The sequence below is a fragment of the Rhodococcus sp. NPDC019647 genome, assembly GCF_044389235.1.
GTDB lineage: Bacteria > Actinomycetota > Actinomycetes > Mycobacteriales > Mycobacteriaceae > Rhodococcus_F > Rhodococcus_F oxybenzonivorans.
This window is the reverse complement of the sequence record NZ_JBIRXS010000023.1, coordinates 40,366-55,755: the sequence shown is the minus strand read 5'-3', so window position 1 is coordinate 55,755 and position 15,390 is coordinate 40,366. Positions and strand designations below refer to the sequence as shown.

The following is a 15,390-nucleotide window of genomic DNA, read 5'->3' as shown; positions in this document are numbered from 1 at the left end:
GCCGGCTCTCGGGCAGGGGTCGGCGCGCACCCCAGCTTGCTTTTACTTCCGTCAGTGACCAACGTAGTTGTTCATGGCAATGAATACTGATCTGCCGGATCACCCATCCGAGGCTCCGAATGTGCTTGCATCCGGTGGGCTGAAGCGGATCGGTGTTCGCACCGACTACGTCGTGTTTTCCGTCGCTGCCGCGGCGGTGGCGCTGATCGTCGTGTGGGGTCTCGCGGCCCCCGACAATCTCGATTCGACTACCGGCAAGGCCCTTTCGTGGTTGGTCACCGATCTCGGATGGCTGTTCGTTCTGTCGGCGTCCGGTTTCGTGCTCTTCTCGTTGTGGCTCGCATTCAGCCGGTTCGGTCACATTCCGCTCGGTAAGGACGGCGAGAAGCCGGAGTTTCGGACGGTCAGCTGGATCGCGATGATGTTCAGCGCGGGCATGGGTATCGGGCTGATGTTCTTCGGTGTCGCCGAGCCGCTCGCGCACTATGTCACGCCGCCCCCCGGCAGCGACGGTGGAATCGGAACCGCGATGGCTACCACCATGTTTCATTGGAGCCTGCACCCCTGGGCGATGTACGCCGTGGTCGGCCTGTCGATCGCGTACGGTTCGTACCGCAAGGGTCGCAAGCAGCTGTTCAGCTCGGCGTTCATACCTCTGCTCGGTCGGCGCGCGGAAGGTCCGATCGGCAAGTTCATCGATGTGCTCGCGATCTTCGCGACACTGTTCGGTACCGCTGCCTCGCTGGGTCTGGGGGCCCTTCAGATCGGCTCCGGTTTTCAGGTCGTCGGGTGGATGTCGGAGGTGAGCACCTTCCTGCTCGTCGCGATTGTCGCACTGCTGACTTTGGCGTTCGTCGCCTCCGCGGTGTCGGGTGTCGCGAAGGGCATCCAGTGGCTGTCCAACACCAACATGGTGCTTGCCGTCGTGCTGGCGCTGTTCGTGTTCGTGGTGGGTCCGACGGTCCTGATCCTGAACCTGCTGCCGACGACGATCGGTGCCTACGCTGCCGAACTGGCGCAGATGTCGGCGAGAACCGGGGCGTCCTCCGATCCCTCGACCGGTGAGTGGTTGTCGTCGTGGACCATCTTCTACTGGGCCTGGTGGATTTCGTGGACCCCGTTCGTCGGCATGTTCCTGGCACGCATCAGCCGCGGCCGGACCATTCGCCAGTTCGTTTTCGGAGTCATTCTGGTTCCGAGTGTGGTCAGCCTCGTCTGGTTCGCCATCTTCGGCGGCGCGGGTATCGGTGAGCAGCGCGACGGTATCGACCTCGCCGGGCAGGACACCCAGGAAGGGCAGCTGTTCGGGATGCTCGACCACCTGCCGCTCACCGGCATCACCACCGTTCTGGTGATGGTGCTCGTCGCCATCTTCTTCGTGTCCGGCGCGGATGCCGCATCGATGGTGATGGGTACCCTCTCGCAGCGCGGTTCGCTCGATCCGCAGCGCTGGGTGGTCGTTTTCTGGGGTTCGCTGACCGGTGGGGTGGCTGCCCTGATCCTGTGGACCGGTGGTGATACCGCCCTCGACGGACTGCAGACGATGACGATCATCGCGGCCGCACCGTTCGTGATCGTGATGATCGGTCTGTGCGTGTCGCTGTACAAGGATCTCTCGCGCGACCCGATCGTGGTCGACGCCAGGGAGATGCGGCGGGAACTCCGGAAAGCGGTGGCGAAACGACGCCGCTCGCCCAGTTCCGTGAAGAACCGGCGCGGGGGTTCCGGTTCAGCGCCAGCTGGGTAGCCAGAGCTGGTTTTGCCACATCTCGGGTGTGATCGGCAAACCGGTGAGGATGGGCCACAGCCAGATGAAGTTGGCCACCACCAGTCCCACGTAGAGGCAGACGGCGAGGAGACCGGTGCCGCGTCGTTCGTAGGACGACGTGGCCCTGCCGAGGATGTCGCCGAGGACGAGGGCGATACCCATCACCATGAACGGCGCAAGGGCGACTGCGTAGAAGTAGTACATCTGGCGGTCGAGGGTGGTGAGCCACGGGAGAAAGGCGGCGCCGTAGCCGGTGAGCACGGTGGCATATCGCCAGTCCTTGCGGACCACTGCTTGCCACAGCGCCCAGGCTAGCATCGGCACCGCGAGCCACCACATCGCGGGCGTGCCGACGAGCATGACCACCTTGACGCAGCTGGACGCGCTGCATCCGGACACATGGCCGCCCTCGGCGAAGTAGTAGAGCATCGGGCGAAGACCCATCGGCCACGTCCACGGTTTCGACTCCCACGGGTGATGGTTGCCCGCGGAGTTGGTGAGACCTTCGTGGAATTGGAGGACGTTGCCGCTGTAATACCACAGCGACCGCAGCGCGGACGGGAGGAACGACCAGGTTCCACCGGTTCCGATCTCGTTGCCCACCGCGTGCCGATCGACCCCGGTCTCGCTCGCGAACCATGCCCAGTAACTGCCGAGATAGACGAACAGCGGGACGACGACGAGCGCATACAGTGCGGGGCCGACGTCGCGGAGAGCGGCGCCGAACCAGGGCCGCTGCACCCCGTAGGTTCGTCGGGCCGCCACATCGAACAACACGCTGAGCAGCCCGAAGAAGACGATGAAGTAGATGCCCGACCACTTGGTTCCGCACGCCAGGCCCAACATGATTCCGGCACCGAAACGCCACCACCGGACACCCAGACGCGGCCCCCACTCGCTGTCGCCGATCCGCCCTTCGTCGTACACGCGGGCCATTCGCTCGCGAACCTGGTCGCGGTCCACGACCAGACATCCGAGGGCGGCGACGGCGAACAGGGCCAGGAAGATGTCGAGCATGCCGAGGCGGGAGGACACGAAGGTGACACCGTCCGCGACGAGCAGGATGCCCGCGAGACCGCCGAGGAGTGTGGACCGGCTCAATCGCCTGACGATGCGAATGACGAGCAGAACCAGGATCGTGCCCGCCACCGCCGACGCGAACCGCCACCCCCAGCCGTTGTAGCCGAAGATCGCCTCGCCCATCGCGATCAGTTGTTTCCCGATCGGCGGATGCACCACCAGGCCGTACCCGGGGTTGTCTTCTATCCAGCCGCCGGTGAGAACCTGCCAGCCCTGTGGCGCGTAATGCTTCTCGTCGAACACGGGTGTGCCCGCGTCCGTGGGGTATCCCAGCATGGTGAACCGGGTGATCGCCGCGATCGCCGTGACGAACAGGGTCACCACCCAGCCGCGGGCACGGTCCACGGGACCGAAGCTGCGGGGAGGGGTGAGGGGTGCCGGGCTGACCACCGCCGAGTGTCGTGCGGAGGGCGTCGGTCGCTCGTCCGTCAACATCGTCACGCGGCAATCGTAGGCTGTGGGTCATGACTGGTCGCCTCGTGCTCGCCGCAACGCCGATGGGGGACGTGGGTGACGCCTCGCCCCGGCTGCGTACGGCGCTGGAAACCGCCGACGTCGTCGCCGCCGAGGACACCCGTCGCACCAAGGCTCTGGCTTCGGCGCTCGACGTGACCATCACGGGAAAGGTGGTCAGTTTCTACGACCAGGTGGAGGTGGCACGACTGCCTGCGCTCGTCGCCGATGTTGCGGCGGGTAAGACGGTGCTCCTCGTGACCGATGCGGGGATGCCCTCGGTGAGTGACCCCGGCTACCGGCTGGTGTCGGCGTGTGTCGCCGAGGACCTGGCAGTGACCTGCCTGCCGGGACCGTCGGCGGTGACGACGGCACTGGCCCTCTCCGGGCTCCCGGTGGAGCGCTTCTGTTTCGACGGCTTCCCGCCCCGCAAACAGGGCCAGCGCAAGACGTGGTTGCGGGAGTTGGTGAACGAATCGCGGGCGTGCGTGTTCTTCGAGGCACCGCACCGGCTGGCCGACTGTCTCACCGACGCCGTCGAGGTTCTCGGCGGCACCCGGCGCGCCGCCGTCTGCCGCGAACTGACCAAGACTTACGAGGAGGTACGCCGCGGCACCCTCTCGGAACTCGCCGAATGGGCGGCCGAGGGGGTGCGCGGCGAGATCACCGTGGTCGTGGAAGGGGCCACCATCGTGGCCTCCGATCCCGCAGACCTCGTCGACGAGGTGGAACGACTCGTTGCCGACGGCACCCGGCTGAAGGACGCCTGCGCGTTGGTTGCGACCCCGGGCGTGTCGAAACGCGAGTTGTACGAAACCGTCCTGGCTTCGCGCAAGGAGTAGGGCCACCCCGACGGTGGCACTACCGCCGAAGTGCCCGCTCGCCGGGTGCGAGGGTGGCATCGTCGGCGGCCGCCTGCCCGGCGTACCAACCGTGCGCGTCCACCGCCCTTCCGCGGGCTTTGCGAGTACGCGGAAACAGGCGGTCGAACTCCGCGTCGACAGCTTCGGATTTCGTGGCGAGAATCGGCAGGAGGTCGTCGACCGGGATCGACGCCTCGTCCGCGGCCTCGACTGTCGCCCTACTGTCGGCGTCGCGTAACCGCTGACCGATCCGACTCGCGAACCCTGCGAGGAAACCTTTACGAAACGACGTGGTGCGGGACCCGCTGCGACTCTGCGCATCAGCGAATTGCATTGCCCGCGTGGCCTGCACCAGCAGTGAAGTGAAGAGCATGTCGACCTGTTGCAGGTCGAGTGGTGTTCCCACCACTGTGGCGATGGCCAGCGAACTGAACCACACCGTCCGCACCCGGTTGGAGTCACCGATCTCGGTGAGCAGGTGCACCTTCTCCTTGACGTACGGATTTTCGAGATGGATCCGGCGACTGTGGACAGCGGTGTTTCCCGAGCCGTTCTGGGTGTGGAGGAGGGCGGCATTGATGGCGTAGCGGGTCATCAACTCCTGGGCCTTCGCGGTGAAAATTTCGGCTTCCTCGGCGAAGTCGGTGGCCTCTGCCTTGGCGAGCAGTCCCCGAATCCTGTTGAGTACCTTGGCGTCGGCCTCGGTGTTCCCGCTCGCGACCGACCCGGTGACCTCGACCCGAACGCGGGGCCAGGTGGACGGCGGGGGAGTGAGGACGGTCCACCCGGGCAGATCGGTCCAGGCCAAGGAGAGGTCGGTCAACTGGTAGACCGAGTGGTAAGGGTCCTCGAAGAGCAACCCCGCAGCCAGGGCGCGCACGCCCGCGTCGTCGGACATGTCGTCCATCGCCTCACCGACTCGATCCGAAATGCGCTGCGCCAGATCCGAAGCCGCGGGGTACTGCTCGGCGATGGTACGGAGTTGATCGAGCCAGTCGTGGGGCGCCCGATCCTGGGCGCGGGTCCGCTCCGCCTCGTGCAGGACGAGTGCTGCCGCGAGCGGCGCGTCGGCCGGCTCCTTCGATCTCCGCGCCAGATGGAGGACGTCGGCAGGTTGCCAGCCGCGCTCGTACGCGGCCGACAACTCTCCCAGAAGGGTGTGGACGGCGGCCGCCGCCGGCGGGCTCACTTCGTCGTCGAACACGCGCGCTCCCGTTCCGGATCCACTACTGCCGAATCCGCCGTGTAGAGATCGAATGTATGTTCTATTCGCCGTCATGGGTGAGAGTGTGCATGCAGGGTCCGACAACTCGGGCCCTGCACGGCTCACTCGTCCACGTAACGAGGGAAAACGCCCGACGGTGCGGGCAGTGGCGTGCCCGCAACGATGCGGGTGGCGAGGTCGGTGAACTGGCGGGCCTCCGCTTTCTGGCCCAGCAGGTCCAAAATCTTTTCCGCCGCATTCGGCATCACCGGTTGCACCAGAATTCCGACGATGCGCACCACCTCGAGCGTCACGTACAGCACGGTGGCCATCCGCTCGGGGTCGGTCTTGCGCAGCACCCACGGTTCCTGCTTCGAGAAGTACCGGTTGGTCTCACCGAGAACCGACCAGATCGCCTCCAGCGCGAGATGCAACGCCTGGACGTCGTATTCGGCACGGCACTTGGCCAGCAGGGCGTCCGCCGAGGCGAGCATCGCCGAATCCTCGTCGGTCAGCTCACCCGGCACCGGAACCTGGGCGTCACAGTTCTTCGCCACCATCGACAGCGAGCGCTGCGCCAGGTTGCCCAGCTCGTTGGCCAGGTCGGCGTTGATCCGCGTGACGATGGCCTCGTGGCTGTAGCTGCCGTCCTGCCCGTACGAGATCTCCCGCAGCAGGAAGAAGCGGACGGCGTCGAGTCCGTACTGCTCGACCATGGCGACCGGGTCGACGACGTTGCCGACCGACTTCGACATCTTCTCGCCCTTGTTGTAGAGGAACCCGTGCACGAAGACCCGCTTCGGCAACTCGATTCCCGCCGACATGAGGAATGCCGGCCAGTACACGGTGTGGAACCGGGTGATGTCCTTGCCGATGATGTGGAGATTCGCGGGCCAGAACTTGCCGAACTGCTCCGACTCCGTGTCGGGGTAGCCCGCACCGGTGAGGTAGTTGGTGAGGGCGTCCACCCACACGTACATGACGTGCTCGGGGTGGCCGGGAACCGGGACACCCCAGTCGAAGGTGGTGCGTGAGATCGACAGGTCCTTCAAGCCGCCCTTGACGAAGCTGACGATCTCGTTACGACGTGTCGCCGGCGCGATGAAGTCCGGGTTCTCCTCGTACAACCGCAGCAGCTTGTCCTGGTACTCGGACAGCTTGAAGAAGTAGGTCGACTCCTCCGTCCATTCGACCGGCGTCCCGGTCTCGGTGGACAACCGCGAGCCGTCCTCCTGAAGTGTCGTCTCGGCCTCGGTGTAGAAGGCCTCGTCGCGCACCGAGTACCAGCCCGAGTAGGTGTCGAGGTAGATGTCACCTCGCTCGAGCATCTTCTGCCAGATCGCCTTGCTGGCTTCTTCGTGATCGGTGTCCGTTGTCCGGATGAACCGGTCGTACGAGATGTTCAAGGTCTTGTCGAGAGCCTCGAACACGTCGGAGTTCCTGGCGGCGAGCTCGCGGACGTCGATACCTTCCTTGATCGCCGTCTGCTGCATCTTCAGGCCGTGCTCGTCGGTTCCGGTCAGGAAGAAGACGTCGAACCCGTCGAGGCGCTTGAACCGTGCCAGCGCGTCCGAGGAGATGTACTCGTACGCGTGACCGATGTGCGGGACGCCGTTGGGGTACGCGATCGCCGTCGTCAGATAGAAAGGTGGCCGCGAAGCGGTGGAGTCAGCAGCATTCATGGTGCGACCACTCTATCTGCGCCCCGCGGTTCCGCGACGCGCAGATTGGTGTAAACGCCGCTTCGACCGGCCGCGAGACCGGGGTGTTGGCGTTCACGCGGTGTCGCCGTCGACAATGTGCGCATGAGCAAAGACCGTCCCGCACCCGAAGCGCCCCAGCCACTGTTTCCGCTCGTCGACGCTCACACTCATCTCGACGCGTGCGGAGCCTCGGATGCGGCGAGTGTCCGGAAGATCGTGGACCGGGCGGCCGCTGTCGGTGTGGAGCGAGTGGTCACCGTGGCCGACGACCTGGATGCCGCACGGTTCGCCGTCGATGCGGCCAACTGGGATGCGCGGGTGTATGCGGCCGTCGCCATTCATCCGACGAGGGCAAACGTCCTCGACGATGGCACGAAGGCCGAGATCGAGCGATTGGCCGGCGATCCGCGGGTGGTGGCGGTCGGGGAGACGGGCTTCGACTTCTACTGGCCCGGGAAGCTCGACGGCTGCGCCACCGTGCCGGAGCAGGAAGAGGGTTTCCGATGGCACATCGACCTGGCGAAACGGCTCGGAAAAACGCTGATGATCCACAACAGGGACGCAGATCAGGCGCTGCTGGACGTGCTGCGCGAGGAGGGGGCGCCCGACACGGTGGTGTTCCATTGCTTCTCGTCGGATGCGGCCATGGCGCGTGAGTGCATCGACGCGGGGTACGTGCTCAGTTTCTCGGGCACCGTCAGCTTCAAGAACGCGAAGGCGTTGCGAGAGGCGGCTCTCCTCGTGCCCGCCGACCAGCTCATCGTGGAGACGGACGCCCCGTTCCTCACCCCGCACCCGTTCCGGGGCGCGCCCAACGAGCCGTATTGCCTGCCCTACACGGTGCGTGCTTTGGCAGAGGTTCGCGGTGAGGAGCCGCAAGCGCTGGCACGGGCGTCGACGGTCACCGCCGAGCGGGTCTACGGCCTCCGGCCCGTGAGTGGTTGACGAGTCCCTGGACTCGTTAACCATTCACAGGGCCGCAGGCCTAGGTTGAAGTTTCAACTAAGACATTCTAGGCTGATGGCCGTCACGTAACGGTCGTCCCGATCCGCGGGGACGCCTCGATGAAAGGCACGGTCATGAACAACCCCGCAGTTCGCAATCTCGGAATCCTCATCGCCCGGGTGGGCATCGGAATCATCTTCCTCGCTCACGGCTGGCAGAAGGCCTTCACCAACGGGCTGGACAAGCAGACGGCCGGATTCGAAAGCATGGGTGTCCCACTCCCCGGTATCTCGGCGTTCGTGGTCACCTGGCTCGAGATCATCGGCGGTCTCGCACTGATCGTCGGCGCTGCGGTGCCGATCTTCGGCATCCTGCTGTTCCTCGACATGGTGGGCGCGTTCTTCATCGCGCACATCGACAAGGGCATTTTCGCCAGTGAGGGCGGATACGAACTGGTCCTCGCTCTCGGCGTCAGCTCTCTGCTTCTTGCAGTGGTCGGGTCCGGCGCGTACGGCGTCGACGGACTCCTCGGTGCCAAGCTGCCCTGGGCGGCGAAGGACACCGCGCGCGTCTGACCTCGCTGAAAGTGGCAGAGGACGCCTCGGGCGTCCTCTGCCACTTTCGTGTCAGAGGACCTTGTTCAAGAAGTCCTGGGTACGGGCCTCACGGGGACTCCCGAAGATCTGCTCGGGTGTGCCCTCCTCCACCACGTAACCGTCCGCCATGAAGATCACCCGATCCGCGACCTCCCGGGCGAAGCCCATCTCGTGCGTCACCACCACCATGGTCATGCCACCCTTCGCGAGGTCGCGCAGCACCTGCAGCACCTCCCCGACCATCTCCGGGTCGAGGGCGCTGGTGGCCTCGTCGAACAGCATGATGTCCGGGTTCATGGCGAGAGCGCGCGCAATCGCGACCCGCTGCTTCTGCCCGCCGGACAGGCTCGCGGGCTTGGCGTCCGCCTTCTCGGCGAGCCCGACCTGATCGAGCAGGCGGACCGCCGTTGCCCGTGCTTCCTCCTTGGTTGCCCGCTTTGTCTGGACGGGTCCCAGCATCACGTTCTCTATTGCCGTCATGTGCGGAAACAGATTGAAGTGCTGGAACACCATGCCGATGTGCTGACGCACCCGGTCGATGTCGATCTTCTTGTCGCTCACGTCGAAGTTGTCGACGACAACGCTGCCGCCGGTGATGTCCTCGAGCCGATTGAGGCAGCGCAGGAAGGTGCTCTTGCCGGAGCCGGACGGGCCGATCACGCAGACCACTTCGCCGCTCTGAACCTCGACGTCGATGCCTTTGAGTACCTCGTTGTCACCGAACGACTTCTTCAGACCGCGCACGCGAATCTTCGGCTCGGTGGTGGCCGTCGGGGTCGGGTTCGATTCGGTCATCGATTGATCCTCTTCTCGAGGCGATTCGACAGCTTGGTCAACGCCATGATGATGATGAAGTACATGACGCCGATGATCAGCCACATGTTGAAGGACTGGTAGTTGCGGGCGATGATGATGCGCCCGGTCTGCGTGAGCTCGGCCAGCCCGATCACGGACAGGATCGACGTATCTTTCAGGGTGATCACGAACTGATTGATGTACGACGGGATCATGGTGCGCACGGCCTGCGGCATCACCACCTTCTGCATCGACTTCAGATAACTGATTCCGAGGCTTCGCGACGCTTCCATCTGGCCCTTGTCGACCGACAGGATGCCGCCGCGCACGATCTCCGCCATGTAGGCGCCCGCGTTGAGACTCAGGGTGATGATGCCGGCGGTGAACGCCGACATCTGGAAGTCGAGTGCCGCCGGAATGCCGAAGTAGATGAAGAAGGCCTGCACCAGCAACGGCGTTCCGCGGAAGACGTCGACGTAGGTGGTGCCGATTCCGCGCAGCACGATGTTGGTCGACACCCGGAACAGGCCGAAGATCGCGCCCAGCATGAGAGCGATCGCGATCGAGACCACGGTGAGGACGATCGTGAGCCACAGTCCCTCGAGCAACAGCGGGTAGGTGCTCTTGATCAATCCGAGAATGGAATTGTCGTCTGTGCTCGCGTCGGTGTCGAGGTACCGGGCGAGGATCTCGTCGTACTGGCCGCTGGCCTTCAGGTTGGCGAGCCCGGCGTTGAACTGCTGCAGCAGCTGCGCGTTCTGGCTCTTGGCCACGGCGAAGCCGTAACTTGCGCCCGGAACCTTGTCGGTGACGGTCTTGAATCCGTTGCCCTGCTTGATGCCGTAAGCCAGTACGGGGTAGTCCTCGAACACGGCGGCCGAGTTACCGGTGCGCACCTCGTCGAACATGCTCGACGAGTCGGCGAAGTACTTGGTGGTGAAGCCGTACTGATTCTTGATGGACTCCGCGTAGGTGGCACCCTCGGTGCCGTTCTTGACTGCGACCGACTTGCCGCGCAGATCCTCATACGAGGTGATCGAGTCGTCGTCCTCGAGCACGCCCATCTGGACGCCCGACTCGAAGTACGGGTCGGAGAAGTCGAATGTGGCCTTGCGGGCGTCGGTGATCGACATCCCGGCGATCATTCCGTTGGCCTGCCCGCCCGTGACCGCCTGTAGTGCGGCGTCGAATCCGACCGCGTTGACGGTGTAGTCGAATCCCTGGTCTTCGGCGATAGCCGCGAGCAGATCCATGTCGATGCCGACGAGCTTGCCGGACTCGTCCTGGAACTCGAACGGCGCGAACGTGATATCGGTGGCGATGATGTAGTTGTTGCCCGGGGCGGGCGGTTGCGCGCCGTTCGGATCGGGCTGGTGCGCGGCTGCGAGGCCTGGCGCGACGAGTGTGACGAGCAGCGTCAGCGCGGCGATCACCGCGGGCACTCTCGGACGTCTGACGTGTCTCAGAAGTCGATCGGATCTGCTGTGCACGGAACCCCAGCTTTCTATGACAGGTGCCCGGTCGCTTCCGGGCTGTTGGTGCAGACGCAAGATACTGCGTCACCGCGGGTGGCCCGAATTCGACGCGTTTTCGCGTTCCAGTCGAAAACCATGTCCGATCTCAATCTTTTTGTGATCTAGGTAGCAGGTACAGGCTGCAAAGTTGCCATAGCAAGGCCGATTCGTTACCGTACCGTGATCAAACTTTCGCCAGCCTTTGGGACTTGATGTGTCAGTACTCGCCAGACTTAACAACGCCAAATCGCCCTTTCTCTACGTGGTGGTCGCCGCACTGCTTGCGACCCTCGTCGTCGGTGGCGCCCTGGCCGTAGCCCGGCACAAGACCGTCACAATCGACGTCGACGGCGAGAGCATGTCGCTCGGCACCATGGCTACCGATGTGAGCGGGGCCCTCGACGACGCCGGGTACACCCTCAACGAGCGTGACGCTGTCGCGCCTGCTGCCGGCGCCTCGATCTCCGAAGGTGACACCGTCGTGTTGCGGCGCGCCCGTGAGGTCACGCTCACCGTCGACGGAGAGCCGAAGAAGGTGTGGACCACGGCGCTCACCGTGGACGACGCCCTGAAGCAGTTCGAACTGGCCGACGACGTGCACGTCTCGGCGTCGCGTTCGCAGCGCCTTCCGCTCGAAGGTGCCGAGCTGGACGTCGTCGAGCCCAAGCTCGTCAAGGTTGCCGACGGCGGGGCGCCGATCGCCGAGGTCCGCCTCGCCGCCCCCACCGTGGGCGCACTACTGGCGGCAAAAGGTGCGCCACTCGAGCAGGCCGACACCGTCGTGCCTCCCGCCGACAGCCCCCTCGTCGACGGCGCCGAGATCCGCGTGACCCGCGACCGCACCGAGACCCGCACCGAGACCCTGCCGATCGCGCCCCCCGAGAACCGCGTGGACGATCCCGCGCTCGACAAGGGCAAGACCGTCGTCGAGAACCCGGGCGTTCCCGGTGAGCGCACCGTGACGGCCGCAGTGAAGACCGTCAACGGGGTCGAGGCAGGCCGCCAGGAACTGAAGTCGGAGATCCTGCGCGAACCGGCGCCCGCCGTCGTCCGCGTCGGAGTGAAGGAGATCGCCATCTCCAACGCGTCGACCTGGGACTCCATTGCGCACTGCGAGGCCACCGGCAACTGGGCCATCAACACCGGGAACGGCTTCTACGGCGGACTCCAGTTCACGCAGAGCACCTGGGAAGCGTTCGGTGGCACCGCCTACGCCCCACGCGCCGACCTCGCGTCGCGCGAGCAGCAGATCTCCGTCGCCGAAAAGGTCCAGGCGACGCAGGGCTGGGGTGCATGGCCCGCCTGCACCAGCAAGCTCGGACTCCGCTGACCCGCTCGGCTCGAGTAAAGGAACACGATGTCGCCCTTCGCCAAGATCAACTCGGCCCGCTCGCCGCTGCTGTACACCGTGGTCGCGCTGCTTCTCGCCACACTGATCGCCGGCGGAGTGATGGCCGTGGTCCGGCACAAGACCGTCACACTCGACGTGGACGGTGAGAAGGTCTCGCTGAGCACCATGAGCACGAGTGTCGATGCCGCGCTGTCCGACGCCGGGTACTCGCTCGACGAGCGCGACGTGGTGGCACCCGAACGGGACGCGACCCTGTCCGACGGTGACACGGTGGTTCTGCGCCGCGCACGTGAGGTGTCCCTGACCGTGGACGGCCAGCCCAAGACCGTGTGGACCACGGCGCTCACCGTCGAGGACGCGTTGAAGCAGTTGGAACTCGCCGAGGACGTGCACGTGTCCGCGTCGCGTTCGCAGCGTCTGCCCCTCGACGGCGCCGCGCTGGAGGTACTCAACCCGATGGTGGTCAGGCTGACCGACGGCGCTCTGTCAGTGACGGATGTGCGGTTGGCGGCACCGACGGTCGGGGATTTCCTCACCGCGCACGGTGCGCCTCTCGAACAGTCCGATACGGTCGTGCCTCCCGCGGACACGCCGTTGGCGGAGGGTATGGGCGTCACGGTCACCCGCGACCGAGTCGAGACGAAGGTCGAGACCCTGCCGTTGGCGCCGCCGGAGCAGCGGATCGAAGACCCCACGATGAACATGAGCCGCACCGTGGTGGAGAACCCCGGCGTGCCGGGTGTGCAGGACGTCACCTTTGCGGTCAACACGGTCAACGGCAAGGAAGTGGGCCGCAATCAGGTGGCGGCCACGGTCACCACGCCCGCGCAGCCCAAGGTGATCAGAGTCGGCGCGAAACCGGGCACGGAGGTGCCTCCCGTCGAGAACGGCGCCGTCTGGGATGCGCTCGCACAGTGTGAAGCCACCGGGAACTGGGCCATCAACACGGGCAACGGCTTCTTCGGCGGCGTTCAGTTCGACCAGAACACCTGGGAGCGTCAGGGCGGTCTCAGGTACGCACCGCGGGCCGATCTCGCCACCCGCGAGGAGCAGATCGCCATCGCGTCCCGAACGCAGCAGACCCAGGGCTGGGGAGCATGGCCGACGTGTTCGGGCAGGCTCGGAGTCCGTTAAAGTTCCCCTGGTGTCCGACGCCGAATCACCCCATGTCGAACGAGGCCAGTCTCCCCGAGGGCAGGCTGCTCTGCTCGGCCCCGCCGAAGTGCGTTCGCTAGCCGAGGAATTCGGTGTGCGCCCCACGAAGCAGCTGGGGCAGAACTTCGTTCACGACGCCAACACCGTTCGTCGTATCGTGGCCACCGCCGGCGTGGGGAGCAGCGACATCGTTCTCGAGGTCGGGCCCGGTCTCGGGTCGCTCACCCTGGCGCTACTCGACGTGGTGGACAAGGTGATTGCGGTCGAGATCGATCCCAACCTCGCCGCGCGGCTGCCGGTCACGGTCGCCGCCCGCGCTCCGGGGCTCGCGGACCGGTTGACCGTGGTAGGGGCGGATGCGATGCGCGTCCAGCCGTCCGAGATCCCCGGTGAACCCACCGCGCTCGTCGCCAACCTGCCGTACAACGTGGCCGTGCCGGTGCTGCTGCACCTGTTTGCGGAATTACCCAGTCTGCGAACGGCTCTGGTGATGGTGCAGGCCGAGGTGGCGGACCGCCTGGCGGCACCGCCCGGCAGCAAGACCTACGGAGTGCCGAGCGTGAAGGCCAACTTCTTCGGTTCGGTCCGCCGTGCGGGGTCCGTGGGCAAAGCGGTCTTCTGGCCTGTTCCCAAGGTGGAGTCGGGATTGGTGCGGATCGATCGTTACGCAGAACCTCCGTGGCCGATCGACGACGAGCACCGGCGACGAGTGTTTGCCGTGATCGACGCGGCATTTGCGCAGCGCCGTAAGACTTTACGAGCGGCGCTCAGTGGCTGGGCCGGATCGCCGGCCGAAGCGGAGCGCAGGCTCGTCGAGGCAGGAATCGAGCCGTCCACGCGCGGGGAGAGGCTCGACGCTGCGGCATTCGTGCGTCTTGCTGCCACCCGTCCGTAGCCGCGGTTCCGCATCCTGCGGAGGATGCCGGCAGCGAAGTGAGTATCTCGGGCCGAGGCGAGCGCCGACACGACGTGCCGAATCCCATCAGGTGGGCGCTGATCGACCCAAATTCTGGGGTTGGGGGAGACAAGCGGGCGCGGGTGTGGTTCACTATTGGAGGTCGTAAGTTTTGTGTTTGTGTTTCCCACGCTCGCAAATCGATGGTTGCGAGCGTTTGGACGTCCTCCACAGGAATTGTCATAAGCGGTCGTGTCAGATGACCCAGGTAACCGAGCCGGTTACCTGAAGAAGAAACTGTGTTAGAGGAGATTTACATGGCAGAGGGCATCGTGAAGTGGTTCAACTCCGAGAAGGGGTTCGGCTTCATCGCCCCCGAGGATGGCAGCGCTGACGTGTTCGTCCATTACTCGGAGATCCAGAGCGGCGGCTTCCGCACGCTCGAGGAGAACCAGCGTGTTTCGTTCGAGATCGGCCAGGGCAACAAGGGCCCGCAGGCCACCGGCGTCACCCTGGTCTGAGAACGGCTATGACTTCCCGGTTCGCCGGGACATGACGTTCGAGCAAGGCCCCACTCCGCAGGAGTGGGGCCTTGCCTCGTTTCCATCTCACGCCGAACGTAGATGCGCAGCCTGATACGCGAGATTGATCGCGCACACCAGCCAGAGCTGAAGCGCAGAGTTCGGGCCGAAGAGACCGACGACGGCGCAGATACCGAGGGTCAAAGCGACGAGGAAGGTTGCGGTGCCCAGTGCGCGTCGGCGTGCCGGCCGAAAGATCAGCACACCGGTGACGAGAAGTGCCCACACCGTCGAGGCGAGAATCGCCGCGCAGACATACCACGCCGACGAGTACCGTGCCGGCCAGGTCCACGGATCGTTTCCGTTGTCGAGTGTGCAGAGGAACGCGAGCGAGAACAGCATGGTGACGACGGTTGCGGCGCCGAGCGCCACATGGGCCCCCACAAGCACTTTCGCGCTGTTTTCGGGCCCTGACGGCGCGCGAGCGCGCCCCTCCTCGACAATCGTGTGCTGCATCCCCGACAACCCCGACCTTTCGTCTCGTCGC

Annotated in this window: 14 protein-coding genes; 8 read left to right on the top strand and 6 right to left on the bottom strand. The window is 65.2% G+C overall.

Translation table 11 applies throughout. The annotated features are described in order from the left end of the window. The first annotated feature begins 73 nt into the window (after positions 1-73). Positions 74-1,747: a BCCT family transporter gene (locus tag ACH49N_RS28925; protein WP_358276004.1), complete on the top strand. Its 1,674-nt coding sequence runs from the start codon at positions 74-76 to the stop codon at positions 1,745-1,747. On the opposite strand, the gene ACH49N_RS28920 is transcribed toward ACH49N_RS28925, so the two are convergent. Continuing rightward, positions 1,730-3,283: a phospholipid carrier-dependent glycosyltransferase gene (locus ACH49N_RS28920; RefSeq protein ID WP_358276050.1), complete on the bottom strand. Its 1,554-nt coding sequence runs from the start codon at positions 3,281-3,283 to the stop codon at positions 1,730-1,732. The two genes, ACH49N_RS28925 and ACH49N_RS28920, sit on opposite strands and share 18 nt — an antisense overlap. A gap of 29 nt (positions 3,284-3,312) precedes the next feature. Here ACH49N_RS28920 and rsmI point away from each other — a divergent pair, with 29 nt between their 5' ends. Next, complete coding sequence (gene rsmI, locus ACH49N_RS28915) at positions 3,313-4,143, top strand: 16S rRNA (cytidine(1402)-2'-O)-methyltransferase (RefSeq protein ID WP_358276006.1); 831 nt, start codon at positions 3,313-3,315, stop codon at positions 4,141-4,143. Positions 4,144-4,162: 19 nt separating this feature from the next. Here the strand turns inward: rsmI and ACH49N_RS28910 are convergent, their stop codons facing one another. Next, the gene (locus ACH49N_RS28910; RefSeq protein ID WP_358276008.1) at positions 4,163-5,368 is read right to left on the bottom strand and encodes a DUF2786 domain-containing protein; all 1,206 of its coding nucleotides are present in this window, start codon (positions 5,366-5,368) and stop codon (positions 4,163-4,165) included. Between the two features lie 122 nt (positions 5,369-5,490). Then, positions 5,491-7,050: a methionine--tRNA ligase gene (gene metG / locus ACH49N_RS28905; protein ID WP_159925044.1), complete on the bottom strand. Its 1,560-nt coding sequence runs from the start codon at positions 7,048-7,050 to the stop codon at positions 5,491-5,493. Between the two features lie 123 nt (positions 7,051-7,173). On the opposite strand from metG, the gene ACH49N_RS28900 reads away from it, so the two are divergent. Together ACH49N_RS28900 and ACH49N_RS28895 are read left to right on the top strand one after the other, a co-directional pair. Continuing rightward, a complete protein-coding gene (locus ACH49N_RS28900; RefSeq protein WP_358276010.1) occupies positions 7,174-8,016 on the top strand; it encodes a TatD family hydrolase in 843 nt (280 codons plus the stop codon). Positions 8,017-8,150: 134 nt separating this feature from the next. Beyond that, complete coding sequence (locus tag ACH49N_RS28895; RefSeq protein ID WP_159925049.1) at positions 8,151-8,591, top strand: DoxX family protein; 441 nt, start codon at positions 8,151-8,153, stop codon at positions 8,589-8,591. 51 nt (positions 8,592-8,642) lie between these two features. Here ACH49N_RS28895 and ACH49N_RS28890 read toward each other — a convergent pair whose 3' ends face one another. Both ACH49N_RS28890 and ACH49N_RS28885 read right to left on the bottom strand, forming a co-directional pair. Further along, positions 8,643-9,407, bottom strand: coding sequence for an amino acid ABC transporter ATP-binding protein (locus ACH49N_RS28890; protein WP_250771709.1), 765 nt, complete (start codon positions 9,405-9,407; stop codon positions 8,643-8,645). Then, positions 9,404-10,849 (bottom strand): amino acid ABC transporter substrate-binding protein/permease, encoded by a 1,446-nt coding sequence (locus ACH49N_RS28885; protein WP_358276012.1) that lies wholly within the window; start codon positions 10,847-10,849, stop codon positions 9,404-9,406. Before ACH49N_RS28885 ends, ACH49N_RS28890 begins: the two co-directional genes overlap by 4 nt. Before the next feature lie 286 nt (positions 10,850-11,135). Between ACH49N_RS28885 and ACH49N_RS28880 the strand changes: the two genes are divergently transcribed. The 4 genes from ACH49N_RS28880 (at position 11,136) to ACH49N_RS28865 (ending at position 14,843) form a co-directional block, all read left to right on the top strand. After that, positions 11,136-12,251: a resuscitation-promoting factor gene (locus ACH49N_RS28880; protein WP_159925055.1), complete on the top strand. Its 1,116-nt coding sequence runs from the start codon at positions 11,136-11,138 to the stop codon at positions 12,249-12,251. A 27-nt stretch (positions 12,252-12,278) separates the two neighbouring features. Beyond that, on the top strand, positions 12,279-13,406 hold the full coding sequence (locus ACH49N_RS28875) for a transglycosylase family protein (protein WP_358276014.1): 1,128 nt from the start codon (positions 12,279-12,281) through the stop codon (positions 13,404-13,406). 10 nt (positions 13,407-13,416) lie between these two features. Beyond that, positions 13,417-14,322, top strand: a complete 906-nt coding sequence (gene rsmA, locus ACH49N_RS28870) for a 16S rRNA (adenine(1518)-N(6)/adenine(1519)-N(6))-dimethyltransferase RsmA (RefSeq protein ID WP_159925059.1) — start codon at positions 13,417-13,419, stop codon at positions 14,320-14,322. 317 nt (positions 14,323-14,639) lie between these two features. Beyond that, the gene (locus ACH49N_RS28865; protein WP_109332503.1) at positions 14,640-14,843 is read left to right on the top strand and encodes a cold-shock protein; all 204 of its coding nucleotides are present in this window, start codon (positions 14,640-14,642) and stop codon (positions 14,841-14,843) included. A gap of 87 nt (positions 14,844-14,930) precedes the next feature. On the opposite strand, the gene ACH49N_RS28860 is transcribed toward ACH49N_RS28865, so the two are convergent. Next, positions 14,931-15,359: a hypothetical protein gene (locus tag ACH49N_RS28860; protein WP_250771699.1), complete on the bottom strand. Its 429-nt coding sequence runs from the start codon at positions 15,357-15,359 to the stop codon at positions 14,931-14,933. Positions 15,360-15,390 lie beyond the last annotated feature (31 nt).